Origin of the sequence: Segetibacter sp. 3557_3, assembly GCF_004354985.1 — a bacterium.
Classification (GTDB): Bacteria; Bacteroidota; Bacteroidia; order Chitinophagales; family Chitinophagaceae; genus Segetibacter.
Genome location: NZ_SMSK01000001.1, coordinates 963,578 through 987,574, shown reverse-complemented (window position 1 = coordinate 987,574; position 23,997 = coordinate 963,578). Strand labels below are relative to the sequence as shown.

The 23,997-nt window shown below is 44.0% G+C and carries 22 protein-coding genes; 14 read left to right on the top strand and 8 right to left on the bottom strand.

Annotation, left to right across the window (positions count from 1 at the left end):
* Window positions 1–328 precede the first annotated feature (328 nt).
* The 3 genes from EXU57_RS03505 to EXU57_RS03495 form a co-directional block, all read right to left on the bottom strand.
* A complete protein-coding gene (locus tag EXU57_RS03505) occupies window positions 329–1,852 on the bottom strand; it encodes an aldehyde dehydrogenase family protein (protein ID WP_133266761.1) in 1,524 nt (507 codons plus the stop codon).
* A gap of 287 nt (window positions 1,853–2,139) precedes the next feature.
* Window positions 2,140–2,841, bottom strand: a complete 702-nt coding sequence (locus EXU57_RS03500; RefSeq protein ID WP_133266760.1) for a LytR/AlgR family response regulator transcription factor — start codon at window positions 2,839–2,841, stop codon at window positions 2,140–2,142.
* The gene (locus EXU57_RS03495; RefSeq protein WP_133266759.1) at window positions 2,838–3,884 is read right to left on the bottom strand and encodes a sensor histidine kinase; all 1,047 of its coding nucleotides are present in this window, start codon (window positions 3,882–3,884) and stop codon (window positions 2,838–2,840) included. The genes EXU57_RS03500 and EXU57_RS03495 overlap by 4 nt, the downstream gene beginning before the upstream one ends.
* A gap of 293 nt (window positions 3,885–4,177) precedes the next feature.
* Here EXU57_RS03495 and lipB point away from each other — a divergent pair, with 293 nt between their 5' ends.
* Entirely contained in the window at window positions 4,178–4,918 is a 741-nt protein-coding gene (lipB, locus tag EXU57_RS03490; RefSeq protein ID WP_133266758.1) for a lipoyl(octanoyl) transferase LipB, read from the top strand.
* Between the two features lie 20 nt (window positions 4,919–4,938).
* Here the strand turns inward: lipB and EXU57_RS03485 are convergent, their stop codons facing one another.
* Together EXU57_RS03485 and EXU57_RS03480 are read right to left on the bottom strand one after the other, a co-directional pair.
* Window positions 4,939–5,733 carry a hypothetical protein gene (locus EXU57_RS03485; protein ID WP_133266757.1) on the bottom strand — a complete coding sequence of 265 codons (795 nt, stop codon included), beginning with the start codon at window positions 5,731–5,733 and terminating at the stop codon, window positions 4,939–4,941.
* Between the two features lie 38 nt (window positions 5,734–5,771).
* On the bottom strand, window positions 5,772–6,686 hold the full coding sequence (locus tag EXU57_RS03480; RefSeq protein ID WP_133266756.1) for a 1-aminocyclopropane-1-carboxylate deaminase/D-cysteine desulfhydrase: 915 nt from the start codon (window positions 6,684–6,686) through the stop codon (window positions 5,772–5,774).
* Between the two features lie 60 nt (window positions 6,687–6,746).
* On the opposite strand from EXU57_RS03480, the gene EXU57_RS03475 reads away from it, so the two are divergent.
* Entirely contained in the window at window positions 6,747–7,652 is a 906-nt protein-coding gene (locus EXU57_RS03475) for an NDP-sugar synthase (RefSeq protein ID WP_133266755.1), read from the top strand.
* 197 nt (window positions 7,653–7,849) lie between these two features.
* On the opposite strand, the gene EXU57_RS03470 is transcribed toward EXU57_RS03475, so the two are convergent.
* Both EXU57_RS03470 and EXU57_RS03465 read right to left on the bottom strand, forming a co-directional pair.
* Window positions 7,850–8,956: a S1C family serine protease gene (locus EXU57_RS03470; protein ID WP_133266754.1), complete on the bottom strand. Its 1,107-nt coding sequence runs from the start codon at window positions 8,954–8,956 to the stop codon at window positions 7,850–7,852.
* Window positions 8,957–8,967: 11 nt separating this feature from the next.
* Window positions 8,968–9,534: an RNA polymerase sigma factor gene (locus EXU57_RS03465; protein ID WP_133266753.1), complete on the bottom strand. Its 567-nt coding sequence runs from the start codon at window positions 9,532–9,534 to the stop codon at window positions 8,968–8,970.
* Between the two features lie 143 nt (window positions 9,535–9,677).
* Between EXU57_RS03465 and EXU57_RS03460 the strand changes: the two genes are divergently transcribed.
* The 8 genes from EXU57_RS03460 (at window position 9,678) to EXU57_RS03425 (ending at window position 17,810) form a co-directional block, all read left to right on the top strand.
* Entirely contained in the window at window positions 9,678–9,893 is a 216-nt protein-coding gene (locus tag EXU57_RS03460; RefSeq protein WP_133266752.1) for a hypothetical protein, read from the top strand.
* A gap of 297 nt (window positions 9,894–10,190) precedes the next feature.
* The gene (locus tag EXU57_RS03455) at window positions 10,191–11,861 is read left to right on the top strand and encodes a DEAD/DEAH box helicase (protein ID WP_133266751.1); all 1,671 of its coding nucleotides are present in this window, start codon (window positions 10,191–10,193) and stop codon (window positions 11,859–11,861) included.
* Between the two features lie 184 nt (window positions 11,862–12,045).
* Window positions 12,046–13,065 carry a 3-dehydroquinate synthase gene (gene aroB, locus EXU57_RS03450; RefSeq protein ID WP_133266750.1) on the top strand — a complete coding sequence of 340 codons (1,020 nt, stop codon included), beginning with the start codon at window positions 12,046–12,048 and terminating at the stop codon, window positions 13,063–13,065.
* 13 nt (window positions 13,066–13,078) lie between these two features.
* On the top strand, window positions 13,079–14,365 hold the full coding sequence (aroA, locus tag EXU57_RS03445; protein ID WP_133266749.1) for a 3-phosphoshikimate 1-carboxyvinyltransferase: 1,287 nt from the start codon (window positions 13,079–13,081) through the stop codon (window positions 14,363–14,365).
* A 149-nt stretch (window positions 14,366–14,514) separates the two neighbouring features.
* Window positions 14,515–15,534 (top strand): chorismate synthase, encoded by a 1,020-nt coding sequence (locus EXU57_RS03440; RefSeq protein ID WP_133266748.1) that lies wholly within the window; start codon window positions 14,515–14,517, stop codon window positions 15,532–15,534.
* Window positions 15,535–15,537: 3 nt separating this feature from the next.
* Window positions 15,538–15,855, top strand: coding sequence for a DUF952 domain-containing protein (locus tag EXU57_RS03435; RefSeq protein WP_133266747.1), 318 nt, complete (start codon window positions 15,538–15,540; stop codon window positions 15,853–15,855).
* A gap of 575 nt (window positions 15,856–16,430) precedes the next feature.
* Window positions 16,431–17,198: a ferritin-like domain-containing protein gene (locus tag EXU57_RS03430; protein WP_133266746.1), complete on the top strand. Its 768-nt coding sequence runs from the start codon at window positions 16,431–16,433 to the stop codon at window positions 17,196–17,198.
* Between the two features lie 114 nt (window positions 17,199–17,312).
* On the top strand, window positions 17,313–17,810 hold the full coding sequence (locus EXU57_RS03425; protein WP_133266745.1) for a CinA family protein: 498 nt from the start codon (window positions 17,313–17,315) through the stop codon (window positions 17,808–17,810).
* A gap of 49 nt (window positions 17,811–17,859) precedes the next feature.
* Here the strand turns inward: EXU57_RS03425 and EXU57_RS24970 are convergent, their stop codons facing one another.
* On the bottom strand, window positions 17,860–18,225 hold the full coding sequence (locus tag EXU57_RS24970; RefSeq protein ID WP_165958015.1) for a hypothetical protein: 366 nt from the start codon (window positions 18,223–18,225) through the stop codon (window positions 17,860–17,862).
* 172 nt (window positions 18,226–18,397) lie between these two features.
* On the opposite strand from EXU57_RS24970, the gene EXU57_RS03415 reads away from it, so the two are divergent.
* The 4 genes from EXU57_RS03415 (at window position 18,398) to ligD (ending at window position 23,883) form a co-directional block, all read left to right on the top strand.
* Window positions 18,398–19,978 (top strand): FAD-dependent oxidoreductase, encoded by a 1,581-nt coding sequence (locus tag EXU57_RS03415; RefSeq protein WP_133266744.1) that lies wholly within the window; start codon window positions 18,398–18,400, stop codon window positions 19,976–19,978.
* Between the two features lie 286 nt (window positions 19,979–20,264).
* Window positions 20,265–21,041: a Ku protein gene (locus EXU57_RS03410; protein WP_133266743.1), complete on the top strand. Its 777-nt coding sequence runs from the start codon at window positions 20,265–20,267 to the stop codon at window positions 21,039–21,041.
* A gap of 50 nt (window positions 21,042–21,091) precedes the next feature.
* Window positions 21,092–21,697 carry a DNA polymerase ligase N-terminal domain-containing protein gene (locus EXU57_RS03405; RefSeq protein WP_133266742.1) on the top strand — a complete coding sequence of 202 codons (606 nt, stop codon included), beginning with the start codon at window positions 21,092–21,094 and terminating at the stop codon, window positions 21,695–21,697.
* Window positions 21,649–23,883, top strand: coding sequence for a DNA ligase D (gene ligD, locus EXU57_RS03400; protein ID WP_133266741.1), 2,235 nt, complete (start codon window positions 21,649–21,651; stop codon window positions 23,881–23,883). The genes EXU57_RS03405 and ligD overlap by 49 nt, the downstream gene beginning before the upstream one ends.
* Window positions 23,884–23,997: the final 114 nt, after the last annotated feature.

The window sequence follows — 23,997 nt, the reverse complement described above, 5'->3', positions numbered from 1 at the left end:
CGAGCATTTGCGAGCAGAACAATGATTACTTTATTTGTTGCTGTAAATAGGAGAAAATGGATGTCTCCTTTTGAGATTTGAACTGCGACCAGGTACCTTCAGATCTCTTCTTGATGATCCTCCGATAAACTGCACGCATACTAAAACCAGGCGAATAAGAAATTGCTGTAAGTAACAGCCGATCCAAACAGCGCTTATCTGGATGAGCAATCCCTTTCTATAGCATGTTTCAGCCGGTGTTATGATTGCATGAAATTCGACACGATATCTACTGGAATTTGCCCCGACTCATGATTTACTTCGGAGAAGACAATTGTAACTGATCCGGCTACAGGTCGAACTTAATGCCTTGTGCCAAGGGCAAGCTCGTTGAATAATTGATGGTATTGGTTTGCCTTCGCATATATATCCGCCAGGCATCGCTGCCGCTTTCACGTCCCCCGCCTGTTTCTTTTTCACCCCCGAATGCTCCGCCAATCTCTGCTCCACTGGTGCCAATGTTCACATTAGCGATACCGCAATCACTGCCTTTTGAAGAAAGAAACAACTCAGCTTCCCTTAGGTTCAGCGTCATTATTGAAGAAGACAATCCCTGCGGAACCCCGTTCTGAATCCGGATCGCCTCGTCAAAGGTTGAATACTTAATCATGTACAAGATGGGAGCAAAAGTCTCATGCTGCACAATCGACATGTCGTTTGTTACCTCAGCAATACAGGGTTGAACATAGCAGCCGCTTTGGAACTGTTCTCCTGTAAGCACACCTCCCTCCAAAAGAAACTTTCCGCCTTGTTGCTTGCATTGGTCGATTGCATCAAGGTAGGCATGCACGGCATTTTGGTCGATTAGCGGTCCTACATGGTTGTGTTCCTCCAGCGGATTGCCAATGCGCAGTTGCTGGTAGGCTTTTACCAAACGGTTCTTGAACTCCTCGTAAATGTCTTGATGAATGATCAGCCTCCTGGTGGTCGTACACCTTTGACCCGCGGTTCCGCAGGCTCCAAACACGGCACCAACAAGGGCCATCTCCAGGTCAGCATCCTTGCTGATGATGATCGCGTTGTTGCCGCCAAGCTCAAGCAACGAACGCCCCAATCTCGCACCTACAGCTGCCCCAACCGCCTTGCCCATTCGTGTGGAACCTGTTGCAGAAACCAGTTGTACCTGGCCGTCATTTGCCATCCATTCGCCAACTTCTTTGCCGCCTTGCACAAGGCAACTTACACCTTCAGGAACGCCATTCTCCTTGAAAACAGCAGCAACAATTTCCTGGCATGCAATGCCGCAAAGGGGTGTCTTTTCGCTGGGTTTCCAGATGCAAACATCTCCACAAACCCATGCAAGCATTGCATTCCAACTCCAGACGGCAACAGGGAAATTGAAAGCGCTGATAACACCTACGATGCCCAGTGGATGCCATTGTTCATACATCCTGTGACCTGGTCTTTCACTGTGCATGGTGAGCCCATGCAGCTGCCTTGATAAGCCTACCGCAAAGTCGCAAATGTCGATCATCTCCTGCACTTCGCCATATCCTTCCTGCAGGCTTTTTCCCATTTCATAACTTACCAACCTACCCAAACCTTCCTTTTTAGTCCTGAGCGCGTCACCGATTTGCCTGACAATATCTCCGCGTTTTGGAGAGGGCCACATCTTCCATTCTTCAAATGCTTCCGCAGCTTTGCTGATTGCAAAGCGATATGAACTTTCATCAGCTGACCGCACCTTTGCAATGAGTTTTCCATCCACGGGCGAATAGGACGAAATAAGTTCACCGCCGCCATCAAGCCAGTTGTTTCCCGTGGAGACACCCGCATTCTCAGGTTTGATATTAAATTCTTTGAAGAAGTCCATAATAAGTAGAATTTCAGGTATGATTGTGGATCAACCAGAAGTATTGAACCGCATTGTTGTTGCTACCTGCTGCAAAATAATAAATCGGGTGTCATTGTTGGTCAAATTGTATAAACCAGGGGGTGGGAAGGTGGGTGCTATGCCGAAAAGCACTCCTGCAAAGCATGACTACGGCTGTCAATTGAGGAATTTAAAAGGATGGTTATATCGGAACAGATGATTTCAACAGGGAAGCGGGCCTCCTGATTATCGTTGTAGGGGTGAATAAGCGTGGTAATGAATCGATACTAATTTTCGATTCCCTTTGCTTTAAGCAGTTGTTGGTAGACTTCGGTATAGCTGCTTCCGATCGGAATTTCTTTGCCGGCAACCTTCACCTTATTACGGCCGAAGCTTTCGATTTTGTTCACGGGAACGATATAGGAACGATGTATGCGGATGAACTCTTTTGCGGGTAGTTTTTCCTGCAGGCTCTTAAGGGTCATCAGGGTAAGCACAGGTCTCGGTGCAATATGGATCCGGATATAGTCGTCAAGACCTTCAATCAGCTCAACCTCCTTCAGGTTGATCTTCATCAATTGATAATCGACCTTGATAAATATGGATGCCATTTGCATGTCCTGGCTGCTCAGGAACTCGATATATTCTTTTGCTTTGTAAACACCCTTGAGAAAACGGTCGTACTCAAATGGTTTCAAGAGATAGTCAATAGCATCCACGTTGAAGCCTTCCACAGCAAATTCGCTGTATGCTGTTGTGAAAATAACGAGGGGTTTTGCTGCAAGCGATCGATAGAATTGTAAACCGTTGATATCTGGCATTTGTATGTCGAGCAACAATAGGTCAACCTCGTTTACATTCAGCCACGCCCTTGCTTCATCAGTGTTCGTAAAGGTGTGTTCCAACTGAAGAAAAGGAATCTTAGAAGCATATTCTTCAATTAACTTCAAGGCTAAAGGTTCGTCGTCGATTGCAATTGTTCTGATCATTTTTTTAGCATTAAGTGAACATGAAAATGATTGTTCTCAGGCTTTACTTCAAGTGTGTGCCTTCCCGGGTAAAGCAGTTCCAGTCGCCTCCGGGTATTTTGAAGACCAATGCCGGTGTTTTCATTCAGTTGCTTTTCCTGGGACACTATAGGATTATCAAGATACAAATGAACTTCGTTGGAAGTCGCTTTTACCAGGATAACGATATCGGAATGTTCCTTTGTGCTGATCCCGTATTTAAAAGCGTTTTCAACAAAAGGAATGAAAATGAGCGGTGCGATTGAATGCCCGTCGATATTGCCCTCCACGTTAAAACTTACATGAACTTTATCGGTAAGCCTGACCTGTTGCAGGTTGATATAGTCTTTAATAAAAGTGATCTCTTTCTCAAGGGGAACGAGGTGCTGTTTCGTTTCGCTTAATACATACCGCATTATTGACGACAGTTTCATTACCGCACCTGCCGTGGCATCGCTTTTCGAAACTGCAAGGGAGTAAATGTTGTTCAGTGTATTAAAAAGAAAATGGGGGTTGATCTGCGACTTAAGAAAGGAAAGTTCGGTGTTTAGTTTTTCATTTTCGATTTCCTTCCTGGTTTGTTCGGCAGCTAACCATTCCTGGATCACCTTGATACACGTACTGACAGTAAACACCAGAAAGAATACCGCGGTAGAACCCGTAAATGGATATGGAAACAAAGTTCTGCGACGAAGCCCCCGCCTGAACCTTGATTTTTCCGGCAGTTCGGCAGCAATGGCATCATCAAACAAGCGCGGCAACTGGATAAAGAGAAACAGGCAGACGATAATAGCAAGCAGGTACCACAAATAGCGCTTTTTTGCAAGCAGGTTGGGGATCAACACCTGCGTATTAAGGTAGTAAAACGCAACGAGGTAAAAGTTTATAGAAATGAACATCCACCTGACAGCCTCACTCATCTGGTAGTTTGGATCCCTTGGACGCGGAAAAAAGACGAAGGGCAAGAGGAAGAAGCATGCCCAGGCGGCAATGTGAACGGTTATGGTAAGAAGCTTTCTATTCAACTATATGTTTTTGAATTAATCAACAAATCTATTGATGTACCAAGCCGCCCCGAAACAAACTGGATTAAAAAGTACATATAATCGGTGAGAGGTGAAGCAGGTAGATAACTTGTCGATGTACCATTTCTGTCTAAAATTTTTCTAAAACACCCGGATGTACAGCATTGTTCTTTTTGGGCAGGGGGCAATAGAAGCTTTTCGATGACTTATATGTCGAATAAACAAATGAGCGGCGCGTAAGCCGGGCGCCAACCTTTGGAAAAAACAGCCTAAACTTCAATAGCTTTGTTATTATGAACCGCCAGATACACTACCAGGATCTCGGAAGTGAAAAGCCCTATCAGCCCATTTGGGATTACCAGGAAAAACTTCTTCAGCAAGCTGTAGCTACTAAAACAAAGCTCCGTACGGAACCTGGCCTGGATTTACATACACAGGACCACTTACTGTTCGTAGAACACTCGCCCGTTTACACCCTTGGAAAAAGCGGGGATATTGCCCACGTACTTATTAGCGAGGAGGCACAAAAACAAAAAGGCATTCAATTTTTCAGGATTAATCGTGGAGGTGATATCACTTTTCATGGCCCCGGTCAACTCGTTGGCTACCCCATTCTCGACCTTGAACAATACCGGACTGACATCGGTTGGTACCTGAGGAGTCTTGAAGAAATAATCATACTCACTCTGGGGGATTACGGGCTTAAGGGCGACAGGAGCCAGGGGGAAACCGGAGTATGGTTAGATCCCGGCGAAAAAGGCCGGGAAAGAAAGATCTGTGCTATGGGAATACGTTGCAGCAGATGGATCACCATGCATGGCTTTGCGTTAAACGTGAATACGGACCTTTCTTTTTACGACCATATCATTCCTTGCGGCATCCGCAACAAACAGGTCACTTCTCTTCAGCGGGAACTCGGAACCAAGATTGACATGGAAGAGCTTAAAGCAAGGGTGCTATATCATTTCTCAAGTGTCTTTGGGGCGACGATTATTCCGGCAACAACCCCTGAAATGACTGCAGAAGTAAGTTAAACCCGGCAACATCGGATGGCTTAAAAGTCTTTTGAAATAAAGAACTTGTTTTTTTCTTTAAGCCGGTCATCTTCGTATAGTTCAAAAAGGAACCATCCGGCATGGAAGAAGTTTGACTTATCCAAAATCAGTTGTGGCTCCTTCACATGGGCTATGTTAAACAATGGGCTTCCATCTTCTTCAAAAAATTTCAGGCTGTATTTCCGGCTCGCGGCATTCGGCAACGAAATTGTCACACCATCGCGCATGGTATAAACGTACATGGAGGCCCTGTAATACTCCGGACCAGAATAGGGTAGCAATTGTATGGTTGTGTCGTTAAGCGCAAAAATTGTATCGCGGGTATTCTTCAGGATTGAATCCCTGAAAAAGCGGTACCCGGTCGGAGGCAAGGTTGCAAATACACTTCCGCGCAGCTGAACAGTAATATTTTTCTGATTGTTGCCGATGCTGAAGAGGCTGATGGTGCGTTCGGGTGTAAATGCGCCGCCAACCCTTTGGCTTTTGGTAAAAAAGTATGAGCCGCCCTGCAAAACGTAAAAGATGCGATAGAAGATCCGGTTAGTAGGCATCTTGGTTTCGGTAAACCCGTTTTGCGGTAGCTGCGGTGATACGGCAGAGTAAACCGTTTGAAAATAACGCAAACTATCATATGACCGTTGTACGTTTAACTGAATGCAATTTGGATATGGATTCACCCAACTTACGATTACCTTATTACCACGTTCAACAAGGGTAAAGTTTGGTAGAGTATCCTGTGCCTGGGCTGTTTGAAAAAACAGTATAGTTATGGTCAGCGCTAATAATCGATTCACCGGCAGTTTGGTTTTGAACAAAGATAATTACCGGGCTGTTACAAAAATGATAACTGGCTTTTACCCAGGGAAGCATTGCCCTGGAGTCCCCCGCTATGAATCATCAGTATCGAAGCGTTATCCTTAAAGTATTGACCATTTACAAGATCTTTGATCGCATAAAACAATTTGCCGGTATATACAAAGTCTAAGGGCAGCTGGTGTTCGTCATACACCTGTTGAATGAATTGGATAAGGTCCTCTGATTGTTTACCATATCCGCCAAAATGGTAATCGTGAATGATCCTGAACGGTCGTTGCTTTACATTCATGGGAAGCAAGTCTCTTACTTCCTGCTCGAGCGAAAAATTTCCTTTTAAACTGCTGACCCCTGTGATCCGTTGACTTTCCCTTGCTGATTGTATGATGCCTGCAAGCATCGTTCCTGTTCCTACCGATGCAACGATGTCGGTGTAATCCTGGTGGTTTGCAAGACCTAAAATTTCCGCGGCTCCTTTTGCACCCGTAGAGCCATAACCGCCTTCTCCTATCCAGTACCAGTTGAACTGGCCGAACTGTTCAGCAACTTTTTCTTTCTCGCGGAATTGTTCACGGCTTACATATAGCAGCTGCATGCCATAGCTTTCTGCCTGGTAAAGTGTGGGAGAGGCCACGTCCGACTGTTCGCCCCTGATGATACCCACACTCTGTAATCCGTAAGCTTTACATGCAAAAGCGGTTGCGACAATATGGTTTGAATACGCCCCGCCAAATGTGGCAACCGTAGGTTTTTCGAGCAGTAAGGCTTCCTCGAGGTAATACTTAAGTTTAAACCACTTATTCCCACTCACTACCGGGTGGAGTTTATCGAGGCGCAACACAGACAGGCCAATGTTTTTCTCTGAAAGCCAGCTTGCCTGGATCTCTTCTATACAAACCTTCTCGAAATCAAGTGGCAAAGTTTTTATGTCCATCTAATAATTATTTGCTGATTATACACGATCAGTTAGTTTCGCAAAGTTTAAAATTTATCTATGCAACCAACTCTGGTAATTCTAGCTGCAGGCATGGCGAGTCGCTATGGAAGTATGAAACAAACGCAATCTTTCGGCCCAAGCGGCGAAACCATTATGGATTATTCCATATATGATGCCATTCGTGCTGGTTTCGGAAAAGTTGTATTCATAATTCGGGAAGACTTTGCAGAAGCTTTCAAAGAACAGTTTGAACCAAAGCTGAAGGGAAGCATAGCTACTGACTATGTTTATCAAAAGTTGGGTGACCACCTGGGGAAACATGAGCTGCCGGCAGAGAGAACCAAGCCATGGGGAACCGCACATGCGGTACTTTGCTGCCGTGAGGCGGTTAAAGAACCATTTGCGGTGATTAATGCAGATGACTTCTATGGCACCGACGCTTTCAGGAAAGCTTACGACTTTTTAACAAGCGAAGTAAACGACAAAACCTGGTGTATTGTGGGCTATGAGTTAAAAAGGACACTTAGCGAAAATGGGAGTGTAAGCCGTGGTGTATGCGAAGTTGATGATCAGCAAAACCTGGTCTCAATCAGCGAAAGAACAAAGATATACCGCGATGAAAGCGGCAGCATTACCTATGAAGATGAAAGCGGTAAACACGAGGTGAGTGAAGACAGCAAAGTAAGCATGAACTTTTGGGGCTTTGCTCCTAATGTATTCGATATTACAGCTCAGCAGTTTGAGGAGTTTTTGGTTCAAAATGCATCAAATCCAAAATCAGAGTTCTTTATTCCTATTGTTGCAGACCATTTCAGTAAGTCTGGTCAGGGTGTGATCAAAGTTATCCCAACCCAGTCGCAATGGTTTGGCGTTACTTATAAGGAAGATGCTCCGAGTGTACAGGCAAGTCTCGACAAACTCGTAAACAGTGGCGAGTATCCACAAAATCTTTGGGCTTCCTGACTCTTACATCCAATAAACCCCACTTTCGTTCACATGTTAAGCTGCGCTTGTTAGTGAACTAAGTCTCCGCCTTTCACGGGTTAAATGAAAGCTTAACATGAACTGAGGTCCGGGAGGCAATTTGTCAAAGAAACATTTCGATAAAACAAAAGAGGGATTTGCATTGCAAATCCCTCTTTTCATAAGTGTCTCTTTGATTATCTCGTAAAACCGCGTACCATATATACACAATCTTCAATCTGTTTGATCTGTTGAACCCTGTCAAGCGACTTGATGCTTGAAGAAACCGGCATTTTTACTTTCTGATAGCTGGTGTCCTTCTTAAGGTTTTCAAGCGCCTGGTATATGTTTCTTGATTTTATAGCAAACACAACACCTTCCGCTTGAACCTGGGCGGTGCTGAGTATACCGATTACCTCGCCATTTTTGTTCAATACAGGACCTCCACTATTTCCCGGGTTTGCGCTAACAGCAATCTGGCAGTTGATGGTATCACCATTATAACCTGTTTTTGCACTTAGGTAACCTTCGTTATAAACGATTTCGTCTTTCGGAAATCCAAGCGTAAATAGTTGTTCTCCAAGATCAATATTGGTTCTTCTTATTCCGTAAGGTAAGGTTGTAAGCGGTTTAAAGTCCGCATCGTCAATCTTTAAAATAGCCAAATCTTTTTGTTCATCCAGGTAAGCAATCCTTGCTTTAAATTCCTGGCCTTTACTGTTCTGCACCAATATGGTCGAAGATCCGCTTACAACGTGCGCGTTTGTGGCCAGGTATCCTTTTCCATCAATCAGGAAGCTTGTACCGGCATTGGCAGGCATCTGGTCAGTAGGGGCTTTGCTCTTTTTTATCTCACTAATTTGATTGCCCTGCACATTCAGCGTATGATTGATTTGCTGTAATTTCCTGTTCAGGTCGCGGATCATGTTTTTGTTGGAAACAGGGGTAAAGTAGGTCACCAGTCCACTTATTACCAAAGCAGTCACGCTGGCGATGGTTGCGGCAATTGCTACAACCTTTTTATACCTCCGCCAAAGTTTAATCACCTGGTTATCGGTATTTACGTTCTCATTCCTGATTTCTCCCGACTCACTGAGATTGTTGTGAACGGTTTGTAATGTGCTGCGCATAGCGCGGTTTTCACCAAAGGCATTCATCTGGCGAACAAACAACATGTGTTCTACCACCATTTGGTCAACCTCCTGGTTATTCTTGCGCAACTCTTCGAAAAAGAGCCGTTCCTCTTTTGTCATCTCGCCGTTCAAATAGCGCTCAACGGCATCTATAAGTAAAATTTCATCCATAACATATTATATTAGTCCTCGTTCTTATAACTCGCAAAAAACAATTTCTTGAGCCTCATCAGGCATTTATACTTTTGATTCTTTGCATTATCTGCATTCGTGTAACCAAACGACCCGGCAATTTCAGCCATGTCTTTTTTCTGAAGGTAATACGCTTCAAGTAGTCCCTTACATGGCTGGCCGAGACTACCCAGTGACTGTTCCATAATTGCAAAATCTGTATTACGACGGTCGTTTGTTTCAATGTCCTCTTCTACGGGCACCGTTTCTTCAAGATTTTGCACATGAGCAACAAAACGATTATTATGTTGCAATTTTCTTAGCCACAACCTCCGGCAAACACTATACAAATAAGTGCTGATTTTACAGGTTAATATAAAAGAAGGGTTCTTGACATTTTCATAAAGCACAATCATTGCTTCCTGGAATATATCCCTTGCGTCATCATATGAACCATTGTTATTTGTTATAAAACTCTGTATCAGCCCAAAGTTCTGTTTGTATAAGATCTCCACCGTTTTGGCATCATTCTCCGCCAAACCTTTTAATAGATGTTGTTCGTTGGGTTCCGATTTCACATGTGTGATTTTTAATACCTGTTGGTGCGAAAAGTAACCCAAAGTAATCGCAAAAGAATTTTAAAAAAATTTCTGAATGGGTCGGGTTACCTTTCTCTCTCTGCTGTATCAACTACAAATTATACAAACTAAAACCTCAAGAAATGAAAAAGCTGTTAATGATTTTAGCACTTGGCGCATTCGTAGCATGTAACGATTCAGCAACTTCTACAGAAGAAACTTCTGACTCTTTGACAAACAGGGTTGATTCATCTGCTGATGCAAAGATCGATTCACTGGAGTCAAAAACAGATTCTTTGACAAACAAGATTGATTCCAGCCGCGACGCAAAGATTGACACTCTTCAGAAAAAAGACTAGTGTTACGGGGTTGAAAGTTCCTGTGAGAGCAACGGCTTGCATCACATTGTAAAGTTGATTAAATTTCATAAGGCAGGCAATCGATAGAGGCCGTCCTCATTTTGAGGGCGGCTTTTTTTTGGCACTTACTCAGGCTACCTTAAACAAGCAAACGCATCGGCATAACCAACATGCGGCATTCATCTGTAGTTTAACAGTAATTACACTGCCTCAGAAGGTCTCAGGCGGGGTTTCTGTTCATTACTTGTATGCCCGAAGTTGAATATACAGTACCTTTGCGCAAAATTTTGATAAAACATGATGACATTTGAAGGGTTGGGCATTGACGCAAGGTTAATTCAGGCAACCGATGAATTAGGCTTTGTGAACCCGACACCCATCCAGGAAAAAGCGATACCTGTGTTGTTGAGTGGTACTACCGACTTCGTAGGACTTGCTCAAACAGGAACAGGTAAAACTGCTGCCTTTGGACTTCCACTATTACAACTAATTAATATTTCCGATAAGTTTCCTCAGGCACTCATTGTTTGCCCGACACGTGAACTCTGCATGCAAATTGTTAAGGAAGTAGAACTTTTTAAAAAACACCTGAAAGGGATGAATGTTGTGGCTGTTTACGGCGGCACGTCCATCACTATGCAGATCCGCGATCTAAGGAGAGGAGTACAGATCATCGTAGCCACGCCTGGTCGCCTTATCGACCTGATTGAAAGAAAGGCCATCGATCTTGAACAAATCAAGTACGTCGTGCTCGACGAGGCTGATGAAATGCTGAATATGGGTTTCAGGGATGATATAGAATTTATCTTAAAAAACACACCTAAGCGTGAAAGCACCTGGCTTTTTAGTGCAACCATGCCACCCGAAGTAAGGCAGGTAAGTAAGCGCTACATGCAAAACCCGATTGAAGTTACCGTCGGAAAGGTCAATACCGGAAATGCCAGTATAGATCACCAGTATTATGTTACTTCTGCTCAACATAGGTATGAAACACTTAAAAGGATCATCGACTTTACACCGGGTATTTACGGGATCATCTTTACCAGAACAAAGCTTGACGCACAGGAAATAACCGAGCGCCTCACAAGGGAAGGATATGACATCGACGCCTTACACGGCGATCTTACCCAGGCCCAACGCGATAAGGTGATGGGTCAGTTCAGGGAGAGGACTTTACAACTACTTATCGCGACCGACGTAGCCGCAAGAGGAATTGATGTAAAAGACATTTCGCACGTTATCAACTACGAATTGCCCGATGACGTAGAGGTTTACACACACAGAAGCGGACGGACAGGCCGGGCTGGAAGCCAGGGTATCTGTATGTCGATTGTACATAGCCGTGAAATTTTCAAACTGAAGCAAATTGAACGAATGGTTGCACAGCCATTTCACAAACTTGATATTCCTGCTGGTAAAGATGTTTGCCGCAAGCAGTTTTTCTATTTCATGGACAAGCTGCTACAAACTGATGTGAGCCATGGTGATTACGAAACCTATGTTCCAATGCTCCAGGAGAAATTCGCAGACGTTACCAAAGAGGAGGTGCTAAAGCGGGTTGCTGCAATGGAATTTGACCGGTTCCTTAAATATTACGAAAATGCTGAGGACCTTAATGTTCGTGCAACTGTTCGGGACAGCAGGGATCGCGCGACCTTTAGCCGCGATGATCGCGAACAGGGAAGAAGAAGGGATACCCGTGGGACCGAATTCGGAGGCAGTGGAGATTATATGCGTTTGTTTGTGAACCTTGGAACTAAAGATGGTTTCTACAAAGCCAGCTTCCTGCAATTTATTCTCGATATGAGCGAACTCAAGAAAGAAGTTTTGGGGCGGATTGATATGAAGGATATGAACAGCTGGGTTGAGATTGAAAAGAGTGCTGCACCAAAGATGATTAAAGCAGTTGATGGGAAAACTTATAAAGGAAGAAGAATTCGAATGAACGATGCGAACAGCAGGGGCTAACATTTAAGACAGTCAAATAGCAGCCGGGCTACAATGTATTAATGCATTGCTTGCCCGGCTTTTTTATTGATGCTTGTATTTGAAATTCAATTGCGGCCAAAGACATACATTTGGCACATTTTTCAGGCGCAGTTTACCCGGAAAAACCGAAAACTGTTCTAATCTCCGGAAAGCTTTCTGCAATATGACCAAACGATCATACACATTTTCCTCGTCGACAGTAGACTACTTGTTTAATGCCTCCTTTGCTGACCTAAGTAAGTTGGTACCCATAGAAAAAGGCATCATCATTACAGATGAAAATATATACAAAAGTCATCGCAAAAGATTCGCTGGGTGGAAGGTAATTGTCTTGCAAGCTGGCGAGCAATACAAAGTTCAATCCACCGTCGACAACGTGATCAATCAGTTGATCGAAATGGGAGCAGATCGAAAATCGGTGATCATCGGCGTTGGTGGCGGAGTAGTTACTGATCTTGCGGGCTATGTAGCCGGAGTTTATATGCGGGGTATTAAATGTGGTTTTGTTCCCACCTCGATACTTTCAATCGTTGATGCCGCCATCGGGGGTAAAAATGGGGTAGACGTAGGTGTTTACAAAAACCTTGTGGGTTTAATACGTCAGCCGTCTTTTTTGCTCTTCGACTTTTCGTTTCTGAAAACATTACCGAAAGAAGAATGGATCAATGGTTTTGCAGAGGTGATCAAACATGCCTGTATAAAAGATGCAAAAATGTTTAAGTTGCTCCAGGAGAACAACCTGGGCAGTTTCAGGAAAGATGAAAAGCTGCTTCAAAGTCTTATTCTTAAAAACGTACTGATAAAAACCAAAGTGGTTATATCAGACGAGTTTGAAAATGGAGATAGAAAACTATTGAACTTCGGTCATACCATGGGGCATGCAATTGAGAACCTGTATAAAATACCGCATGGTCATGCAGTAAGTATCGGAATGGGTGTTGCCTGCAATGTATCAACAAAGATTACCGGGTTTCGCGATACTGACGCCGTGAAAACGGTTTTGAAAAAGTATGGTCTACCACCGGATTTCCAGTTCGACAAAGATGAAGCATTGCGCATTTTGAGATCTGATAAAAAGAAGGACAATGACGCCATAAGCTATGTTGTTTTAGACAAAATAGGTAAGGCGAGAACAGTGGTATTACAGTTTGCCGAACTCGACGAAATGGTCAGAAGTTTATAAAGAGAATATTTCAATGACAGTCTATATCGAAAACGCTGAAGTTACCGGAACCATCGACGCACCCGCAAGTAAAAGTAGTATGCAGCGCGCATGTGCAGCGGCTTTGCTGGCAGTCGGAACATCCCATATATTGAATGCTGGTGTCAGCAACGACGACTTAGCTGCCCTTGACGTAATTACGAAATTAGGAGCAACAGTCAGTCATCAGCCAGATGGTTCCTTGCTAATAACTTCAAACGGGGTAAAGCCAGTAAGTGCAGAGATCAATTGTGGTGAAAGTGGGCTTGGTATACGAATGTTTGCCCCTATAGCCGCCTTAAGCGACAAAGCTTTGACGATTACCGGCACGGGTAGCCTCTTGAATAGACCGATGGATTTCTTCGATGAAATATTTCCCTTGTTAAACATCGATGTTCAATCAAACGGGGGCAAGTTGCCCATTCACATAAAAGGACCCCTACAGCCATCTCCTGTTGAAATTGACGGCTCTCTTAGTTCACAGTTTTTAACCGGATTGCTAATGGCATTTGGTGCAGGAGTGCATGAGCCCGTGGCGATCAAAGTAAACGAACTCAAGAGCAAGCCTTACATCGATCTTACTCTAAGTGTGATGGCACACTTTGGTCGAAAGGTTACGCACGACAATTATCAAATATTTTATTTCGAACCACAGGCAGTTGGTTACTCGCCGCAGACTTACCAGGTAGAGGGTGATTGGAGTGGGGCTGCATTCCTGCTCGTAGCCGGGGCAATAGCTGGTAACAAACTTGTCATCCAGGGCCTTGATCTAAACTCAACACAGGCGGATAGAGCTGTTTTGCAGGCGGTACAAGACTCCGGCGCAAACATTAGCATAGATAACAATCAAATTATCCTCCAACCCGCTTCACTTAAGTCATTTGTCTTCGATGCAACAGATTGTCCTGACTTGTTTCCTCCACTTGTTGCATTAGCTGCTTTCTGTAACGGCACAACTGCCATACGGGGTATTTCAAGACTAACCCATAAAGAAAGCAATCGCGCGCAAACGCTGCAGGAAGAATTTGGTAAGCTCGGTGTTGAAATCAGGCTTGTTAACGACGATATGCTCATCACGGGTTCATCAGCCGTTAAAGGTAATACCGTTCACTCCCGGCATGATCACAGGATTGCTATGGCTTGTGCAGTGGCTGGCTTACGTGCAAACGGGCGGGTAGAGGTTCTGGCTGCCGATGCAATTAATAAGTCGTACCCCGACTTCTTCGACGACCTGCAGGCAATTGGTGCAAAGGTTACGATTGTAAAGGAAAGTAAGGAGTAGGCGCCAATTCCTTGAATCAGGTTTTGATTGTTGCAATTGAAAGGATGGTGTTTCAGGCCGGTGTTAGCCCTCAGTTGGATACATGTCACGGAACCACGATTTTTCTTCCAATTGGGTTAAATTTATTTCCACAGTTATCGAATACTATTATGAACACATTTGGACGCTTATTCCGGGTAAATATATTTGGTGAATCACATGGTGAGTCAGTAGGCATAAATATCGATGGTTGTCCTGCCGGCCTGCCGCTTACTGCCGAAGATTTTGAAGTAGATATCGAGCGCCGTAAAGGAGGCTCCAAAGGAACAACACCCAGGAAAGAGGAAGACAAGGTTTTCTTTAAAAGTGGTGTTTTCGAAAGCAAAACTACCGGTGCGCCGATAACCATACTTTTCGAAAACAACAATACCCGCAGTGGCGACTACCAGAAACAGCGGGATGTTCCAAGGCCCGGTCATGCAGATTTTGTCGCCAGTAAAAAGTATGGTGGTAACGAAGACTACCGCGGCGGAGGTCATTTCAGCGGTCGCCTTACTGTAGCCCTTGTTGCTGCCGGTGTCATCGCGAAACGTATCCTGGCTGCTCCACTGCCACACTCGCCCGGTATCCAGGTGAGGGCTTTCGTTACAGAAGCAGGGGGTGAAACAGATATTGAAAAAGGACTCCAAAAGGCGATTGAAGCAAAAGACAGTATTGGCGGTATCGTTGAATGTATGGTAGCAGGTTTGCCGGTTGGTTTGGGGGAGCCATTTTTCGACTCTGTTGAATCGGTTTTAAGTCATGCGGTGTTTGCTATTCCGGCCGTTCGCGGAATAGAGTTTGGTACAGGTTTCTGGTCCGCACGAATGTTTGGCAGCCAGCACAACGATCCTATCGAAAATATGGATGGACTGACTTCAACGAATCATGCTGGCGGTGTTGTAGGTGGTATCACAAACGGAAACGAACTTATCTTTCGGATCGCCATAAAACCTACCTCATCAACCCCCAAAGAACAGAACACATTGAACTGGCAAACCGGCCAGGTAGAACCGTTTGCTGTACGTGGCCGTCACGATTTATGCATAGCACTAAGGGTTCCGGTGGTATTGGAAGCAGTTACCGCAATAGTGCTTGCCGACCTGATGATGCTGGAACAAAAGATCCCAAGGGTCTATCAATCTGCATAGCTTGTGACCGAAAAGGTTTTCCATATAACCAATGAAAAAAGCTGGCTTAACAACCAGCGGGATGGCTTCTATTTACACCCGTCTTTGGAAAGTGAAGGGTTTATACATTGCTGTACCGCCACCCAGATCGAGGGCGTGTTAGCCCGCTATTTTGCAGGTGCCGGCGAACTGCTGCAACTCGAAATCAACACCAACCTACTTGAGGCTATACTAAAGTATGAATACGTGCCCGCAAGTAACGATGTGTTCCCACACCTGTATGGGCCATTAAACATCACGGCGGTTTCCAGTATTAAAGAAATCAACAACTACAAAAAGTAACTCGTGCCTGCCGCTGAATTACAACCGATGTACCTTCAGCAGTGCTCCGGTAATGTGCGGGCAGGCTTTTTTGCACCAGTAAATTGGTCTATTTACCGAACGCACTTTAACATCCTTTCCCTTGTATTTTCTTTTGCCCGGCACGGAGGACCTGGTTGCCGATAGGTGTTTCGGATTTTTTTTTGGACCAGGCTGAAGTTGGACTATTTAACATCCTTGCGTCGCACTCTTGTACTTTGGGTAATGCTATTGAGCGAACGTTTTCCGGGATTTAGTTTAACAACATCGCCTATTATTGCCAGGGTAGATTTCTTCCAATCTCACGTTCCTGCTTTGCCCGGTGGCAGGTGAAACCCATCTTCACTTATGAAGTGGTGCAGAAAGGATTTCAATAGTGCTGAACTTTTATTATACTTCATTCGTGATGTAAAAGATTATTGCGCTGCAAAGTGCCTTGAAGCTAATCCTTCATTTACATGTGGAATATTTTCATCATGTAAAATAGAACTGATTAATAATCAGTGGCATTAATTTTTCTGTTGTTGACGTAATTATTAACCAGTAAAATCTATATTATGGCAAAGCAAACTAAAAAAGCACCTCCCAAATCAAGCGGTCCGAAAGGAGCTAAAGCCGCTGCTCCAAAGGCTGCTGCTAAATCAGCTGCTCCAAAAGCATCTGCAAAGTCGGCTGCTCCTAAGGCTTCGGCAAAATCGGCTGCTCCTAAAGCATCTGCTAAATCTGCCGCTCCAAAGAAAGCAGCAAAGGCAGCTTCTTATAACAATACGGTAGACCAGGGACCATTGTTGGAAAAATTGTTTTACGACTCCCTGAAAGATATTTACTATGCTGAAAAAGCTCTTGTGAAAACACTTCCAAGACTTAGGAAAGCAGCAACAACTGACGATCTTAAAACAACATTTGAAGAGCATACTGAAGTAACAAAACAACAAGTCGCACGTTTAGAGCAAGTATTCCAAAGCATGGGTAAAAGGGCACAGGGTAAAAAGTGCGAGGCTATGGATGGGATCATTAAAGAAGCAGAAAGCATCATAGAGGATACCCAAAGCGGTACGATGACGCGTGATGTAGGTTTGATCATGGCTGCTCAAAAAGTAGAACACTACGAGATCGCAAGCTACGGTAGCCTTGCTCAACTGGCAAAAACGCTTGGACTTGAAGAAGTGAAAAACCTGTTGGGTCAAACACTTGATGAAGAAAAAAGAACAGACGAATTACTAACCCAGATTGCGGAAACAAAAATTAACATCGGTGCTGAACAGGAGGATGAAGGAACTGAAGGTGATGGCGGCGAAGAAGACGAAGAAGATGAAGAAGCATAATTTAAAGCTTGTCCAAAAAGGGTCAGCCTAACGGCTGACTTTTTTTTTATACCGCTATTCTAATCCCGCTATCCACAATGTCGTTAATACGTTAACCTAAATAAACCTAATAAAATGTACGACCAAAACTCCGCTGACCAGATTGGCGCTTACCTGAAAGAGCATGTGCTTACGATCGCCGTTGCTGAAAGCGTTACTTCAGGTCACCTGCAAGCTGCAATGTCTTTAGGAATGGATGCTTCACAATATTTCCAGGGTGGATTAACGGCGTATAACGTCGGGCAGAAGTGTCGCCATCTTAATGTCGAACCTATTCACGCACAAAAAGTCAATAGCGTCGATGAGACAGTAGCCAGGAAGCTGGCTGTTGAAGTAAGTAAACTTTTTCTAAGCGATTATGGCATCGGCATTACGGGTTACGCATCTATTGTTCCTGAGTGTGAAGAAGAGGGATTGCACGCGTTTTTTGCGCTATCTTTTAGATACGAAGTAGTTCTCGAAAAGCAAATCACATCATCCAGGCCCGACGGTTTCGAAACGCAGGTTGATTTCGCCAACCAGGTAATTGCCGAGGTGAGCCAATTCCTGGTAAGCAAAAAAAAGCGCCCTTAATCAAGGCGCTTTTTTTAGCTTGTTTTAATATAAACTACCATGTTGTTAACTAAACAACATCATCGTCATCATCATCGTCGTCATCGTCATCCAATAAATCATCATCGTCCAGATCATCGTCTGTTGGTACGACCTCTGTTACGCCTTCGTCATCATCACCCTCCACTACATCTATCTCATCCACATCCAGGTCATCATCATCATCCAGGTCGTCGTCGTCAAGATCTTCATCATCAAGGTCCTCATCATCTGCGTTATTGCCGCCGATCACAGCTGAAATTACATAATCGTTACTTTGCTGGTCGTCGCTAATAAATGCGGTTCCGGTCAAATCATTCGCGTTTTCGGGTACATCCTGGTCCAATTCTGATTGGGTAAGCTGATGGCCCATATTCCGTTTTAAAGGTGTCATCATGATAAATTTAAAAATGGAGAATTAAGGTTTGAGAAGCTATGCTGTTTAGAAGAATAGAGATAAAACCATGCCATCCAGACCAGGCAATTATACAACTGTTTCCCTGGAGCTATAGCGGTAAAAAAGTTAGATGGCATATGAATTGACTCTTTTGATAAACAATCTACTTGCTATGATAAATGAATCTTTAGAACAGAATACAACAAGTACCTCGGGCACACATTTGAGTTTTTGGATCGACAGCGTCGAAAGGCAATCTTTTACGCCGCTCGCAAACGACCTTGATACAGATGTACTAATTATCGGTGCAGGCATCTCGGGCTTAACCGCTGCATATTGCCTTGCAACTGCGGGGCGTAAAGTAGTGGTAATAGATGATGGCGAAATCGCCAGTGGCGAAACCGGCAGAACCACTGCACACATTGCCAAAGAACTTGATGATTTTTATTTCGAAATTGCCAAAATGCACGGTGAAGAAAATGCCAAACTTGCGGCAGAAAGCCAGGTTGATGCCATGCAGTTTATCGCCGACGTTGTCGCAAAGGAGTCTATCGGCTGCGAGCACGAGATCCTCGATGGATATTTGTTTTTGCATCCAACCGATGAAATAAAAACGCTGGAAGAAGAATATAACGCATCAAATAAAGCAGGAATCGAGTCGAGCTTTGTTGATGCGATTCCTGGCCTTGCCTATGAGAAAGGACCAGCCTTAAGATTTCCGGGGCAGGCGCAGTTTCACCCACTTAAATATGTAACTGGTCTTGCAAAAGCAATCACCGCACTTGGTAATACCATTTATACCAAAACACACGCTACCGAAATAAAGGAGCATGAAGTAGTGGCTAACGGATTTAGGATTACAGCAAAAGAAGTTGTGGTTGCCACCAATACGCCAGTAAACGACCGGGTGACCATTCACACCAAACAACATCCTTATAGAACTTATGTAATTGCAGCAACGATCCCGAAAGGAACTGTTCAGCATGCCCTGTGGTGGGACACGGGTGATCGTGAATCGAAATGGGTGAACCAGCCATATACTTACGCCCGGCTACAGGCTTATGATGAAACAAATGATCTTTTGATTGTAGGTGGCCAGGATCATAAAACCGGGCAACACGATGAAGAGGATCTTTCGCAGGAAGAGCGCTACCGAAATCTTGAAAACTGGGCTAAGCTGCGTTTTACTGCAATGCAGGAAGTTAAGTACCGTTGGTCGGGTCAGGTTATGGAACCCGTAGACCTCTTGCCATTTCTCGGGTTAAACCCAGGTGACAAGCACATTTATATCATTACCGGCGACTCAGGCAATGGTATGACAAACGGAACATTGGGTGGAATGCTGGTGTCTGACCTTATCCTTGGTATTGACACACCCTATGAAAAACTCTATTCCCCATCAAGAATTTCGCTCAAAGCTACAGGCGACTTCTTGAAGGAAGGCGCAAACATGGCAGCTCAGTACACAGATTTAATTAAACCAGCCAAAATCAAATCCGCTGAGGAGCTACAACCCGGTCAGGGTGCTGTAGTAGGAAAAGGACTTAACAAGGTTGCAGCATACAAAACTGAAGCAGGGATAGTACAAACATTCTCGGCAGTGTGTCCTCATCTTGGATGTATTGTACATTGGAATGACGACGAAAATTCATTTGATTGTCCTTGTCATGGCTCCAGGTTCGACTGCAACGGAGTAGTTATGAATGGACCGGCACTAAGTAACTTAAAACCAATTTCGCCACCGGCTAAGTAAACGAATTTGTCTTGCAGCGGTGTAGAGATAATTCTACGTTTAGTAATCGTGCACTGCTAACCAGGCCTCTTGGCTGATCCTGAAACGGGCACAATACTTTAGTAATTACCAGCAGCAAGCAGTTGTGCGTTTTCAATGGATTGGCTTTCAGCTACTTTGTAGCAGGCAAATGCGTTTGTTTTGATGCGGCAGCCAGGTTGTAATATTTAGAACGGGAATTCTTCACCTGGTTTACCAGGCAAAAAACCGGTATCTAATATGCTCACCATTCTTAAAACACGTTGTTATGAGACCGATTTGGACGGGTGCTATAGGGTTTGGATTGGTAAACATTCCCGTTAAAATGTATAGCGCTACGCAAAGAAGCGAACTTGATCTTGATATGCTCGACAAAAACGATATGTCGCATATCAAATATAAGCGTGTAAATGAAAGCACAGGTAAAGAGGTTACCTGGGAAAGTATTGTGAAAGGTTATAAACTGGACGATCAATACGTGATTCTTACGGATAAAGACTTTGAAAGCGCAAATGCCAAAAAGACCAAGACCATCGAAATTTCCGATTTTGTGAATGAAGATGAAATCGATAGTGTCTACTTCGAAACACCTTATTACCTGGAACCGGATAAATCTGGCGAACGTGCTTACGCTTTACTGCGCGAGGCATTGAGAAAAACGAAAAAGGTAGGTATTGCCACCTTTGTGATGCGAAGCAAAGAAGGGCTTGCTATATTAAGAGCAAACGAAAAAGTCATTGTTCTAAACCGGATACGATTTGCAGAGGAAATACGTGACCCTGAAGAATTAAAGCTACCTGAAAAGCCAGAAATCAAAAAAGCTGAACTTGAAATGGCTATCTCTTTGATTAACCAGCTTACGTCAAAGTTCGATATCTCCGCGTACAAAGACACTTATACCGAGCAACTTCTTAAACTGATACAGGACAAAGCTAAAGGTGTGAAGCCTAAGGCAACGCAAATGAAGGTGGTTCACAGCGCAAAAGAAGACCTGTTTTCTCAACTTAAGGCAAGTCTTGATGGAAAGAAAAAGAAAGCGTCATAGGGCTTAAATTATCATTTAACAGGCTTAAAGCAACCTAAACACCCGGCAACATGGGTTTATCTGAGTATAAAAACAAACGAAACTTCAAGGAGTCACCTGAACCCACGGGCGCTACCTCAAAAAGCGGCGATCAACTTATTTTTGTTATCCAGCGTCACAAGGCTTCACGATTGCATTACGATTTCAGGCTGGAGCTTGAAGGTGTTTTAAAAAGCTGGGCCGTGCCGAAAGGGCCGTCGATGAACCCCGCAGATAAGCGACTGGCCATGATGGTCGAAGATCATCCTTACGATTACAAAAATTTTGAAGGAGTGATTCCCTCCGGTTACGGTGCCGGCATTGTGGAAATTTGGGACCAGGGAACATATACCGACATCGACAATTCAGATTTTACTACGGCAGTGAAAAACCTCAAGGCAGGACTTAAAGCGGGAAACTTGAAAGTTGCCCTCAATGGAAGCAAGTTAAAAGGAGAATTTGCATTGGTCAAAATAAAAGGCAGAGAAGAAGAAAACACCTGGTTGTTGATTAAGCACAACGATAAACACGCGGTTTCCAAACCATACTCCAGCGAAGATCTCACCGATGAAGACTCTCCGATAAATGAATGGCTCAAACAACAGAAATCAGGTTCAAAAAAAAAAGCCCTCCTATAGTTCCGGAACCGGCCCCGCCAGCGAAAGCAACGAAAACAAAAGCTAAGGACTCCAGGAAATTGGATGACTATGTTCCTGCTATGCTTGCCAAGGAAACTGATCAACCATTTAGCGATGCGGATTGGTTGTTTGAAATTAAATGGGACGGCTATCGTGCTATAGCTGAACTTGGTTCGAAAGGTTTGCAACTCTATTCACGGAATGGAAATTCATTCCTTGATAAATACCCCGAAGTTGTACAGGAATTGAAAAAATGGGACGTGGAGGCGGTGGTAGACGGTGAAATTGTTGTATTTAACGAAGAAGGCAATCCCGAATTTCAGAAGCTGCAACACTTCGACGAGAACCGGCATTTGCCAATCCTTTATTACGTGTTTGATCTCTTGCGCTTAAACGGCAATGACCTTTACTCGATGCCCTTGATTCAACGGAAAGAATTGTTGCGGGATATATTTATCGAAAGCCAGGTGATTAAATATTCCGATCATGTGTTGGAAGAAGGTGAGTCTTTTTTTGAAGTAGCAAAGGAAAAAGATCTGGAAGGGGTCATTGCAAAAAAATCGGAAAGCCTCTACTATCCGGGTAAACGAACAAACGAGTGGTTAAAGATAAAACACCATAAAAGTGATGAAGCAATAATCTGCGGATTTACCGCACCCAGGGGTGGAAGAAAATATTTCGGTGCGCTCGTTTTGGGAATGATGCAGGACGGCAAACTGGAATACATCGGTCACACCGGGTCCGGCTTTGACCAGGAGAACTTGAAAATGATGTGGGACAAGCTGCAGCCGCTAATTCAGGAAGCATCTCCGTTTGCTGAGCGGGTGAAAACAAACATGCCCGTAACCTGGGTCAAGCCCGTGTTGGTTGCAGAAATGAAGTTCGCAGAAATCACGTCTGATGGAAAAATGAGGCATCCAATATTCCTGCGCTTACGGGAAGATAAATCGCCAAACGAAGCTACCATGAACGATAAGCAAGTTCCCTCAAGGCTGGTTGGTCAGCAACCTGCGAAAGCAACAAAATCAAACGATAAATCCAATGCCTCCGCAGTTGCACCAGTACCTCCCAAGAAGTTAAAAGCGGCAAAGTCAACCAGCGAAGAAACAGCAAAACCGGCTAAAAAAACAACCCCTAAGGCCACCAAACCGGTGAAAGCAGCTACAGAAGTAGCAGCGAAAACAAAAGAAAAGTCCGTTACTGAAACAGCTGATCCAGCATCTGAAAACGCCGGAAATAAGATCCCCGTTGCCGAACCACCCGACGAAAAAACGAATGATAAGATCATCACTTTCGGAAAGATAAAATTCAAAACAACAAACAGGCAAAAAATTTTCTTCCCCGATGAGGGCGTGACAAAGGGGGATGTAATTGACTATTATATAAACATGGGAGAATTTATTCTTCCCTATTTAAAAGATCGGCCTGAGTCATTGATGCGGACCCCTAACGGGATTAATTCAAAAGGTTTTTTTCATAAAGATGCGGGCAACGAAGCACCTGATTTTGTCAAGAGCATTGGCCTGTATTCTGACTCTGCAAAAAAGACCATTGATTATATACTTTGTAACAACCAGGCTACGCTCACTTATATGAATAATATGGGTTGCATCGAAATCAATCCATGGCATTCCACGGTGAAAAATCTCGATAATCCTGATTACATGATCATCGATATTGACCCTTCAGACAATAACACATTCGATCATGTAGTTGAAGCTGCATTAACGGTTAAACAGATACTAGATAAAGCTGGTGCTTACAGCATCTGTAAAACTTCGGGTGCATCAGGTTTGCACGTATACGTTCCCATGGGCAAGAAATATACATACGAACAGGTAAAGGATTTTGCTTACCTGATTTGTATGCTTGCGAGTGAAGAACTACCGGAAATAACAACGCTTGAACGTAGTTTAAGTAAGAGAAGCAAGGATAAGATCTACATGGACTATCTACAAAACCGGAAAGGGCAGACCATCGCCTGTGTATATAGTATGCGGCCTAAAAAAGGAGCCACAGTTTCTACCCCGCTGCGCTGGGAGGAAGTCAAACCAGGGTTGTCGCCTCTTGATTTTACCTTCCAAACTGTCCCTAAACGTGTGGCTGAAATTGGCGACATCTTTGGTGATATCTTTAAAAAACCAGCAGACCTTATGACATGCCTGGCCAATCTTGAACAACAATAAGAATAGCCGGACCCAGCTACGGCTATTCCTAAGTATCAAGAATTCCTTTTACAACTTTAATCTTACCTGGCAATCATTTCCTGAGTGAGTTTGATGCTTGCTTAGCTTTTTTCG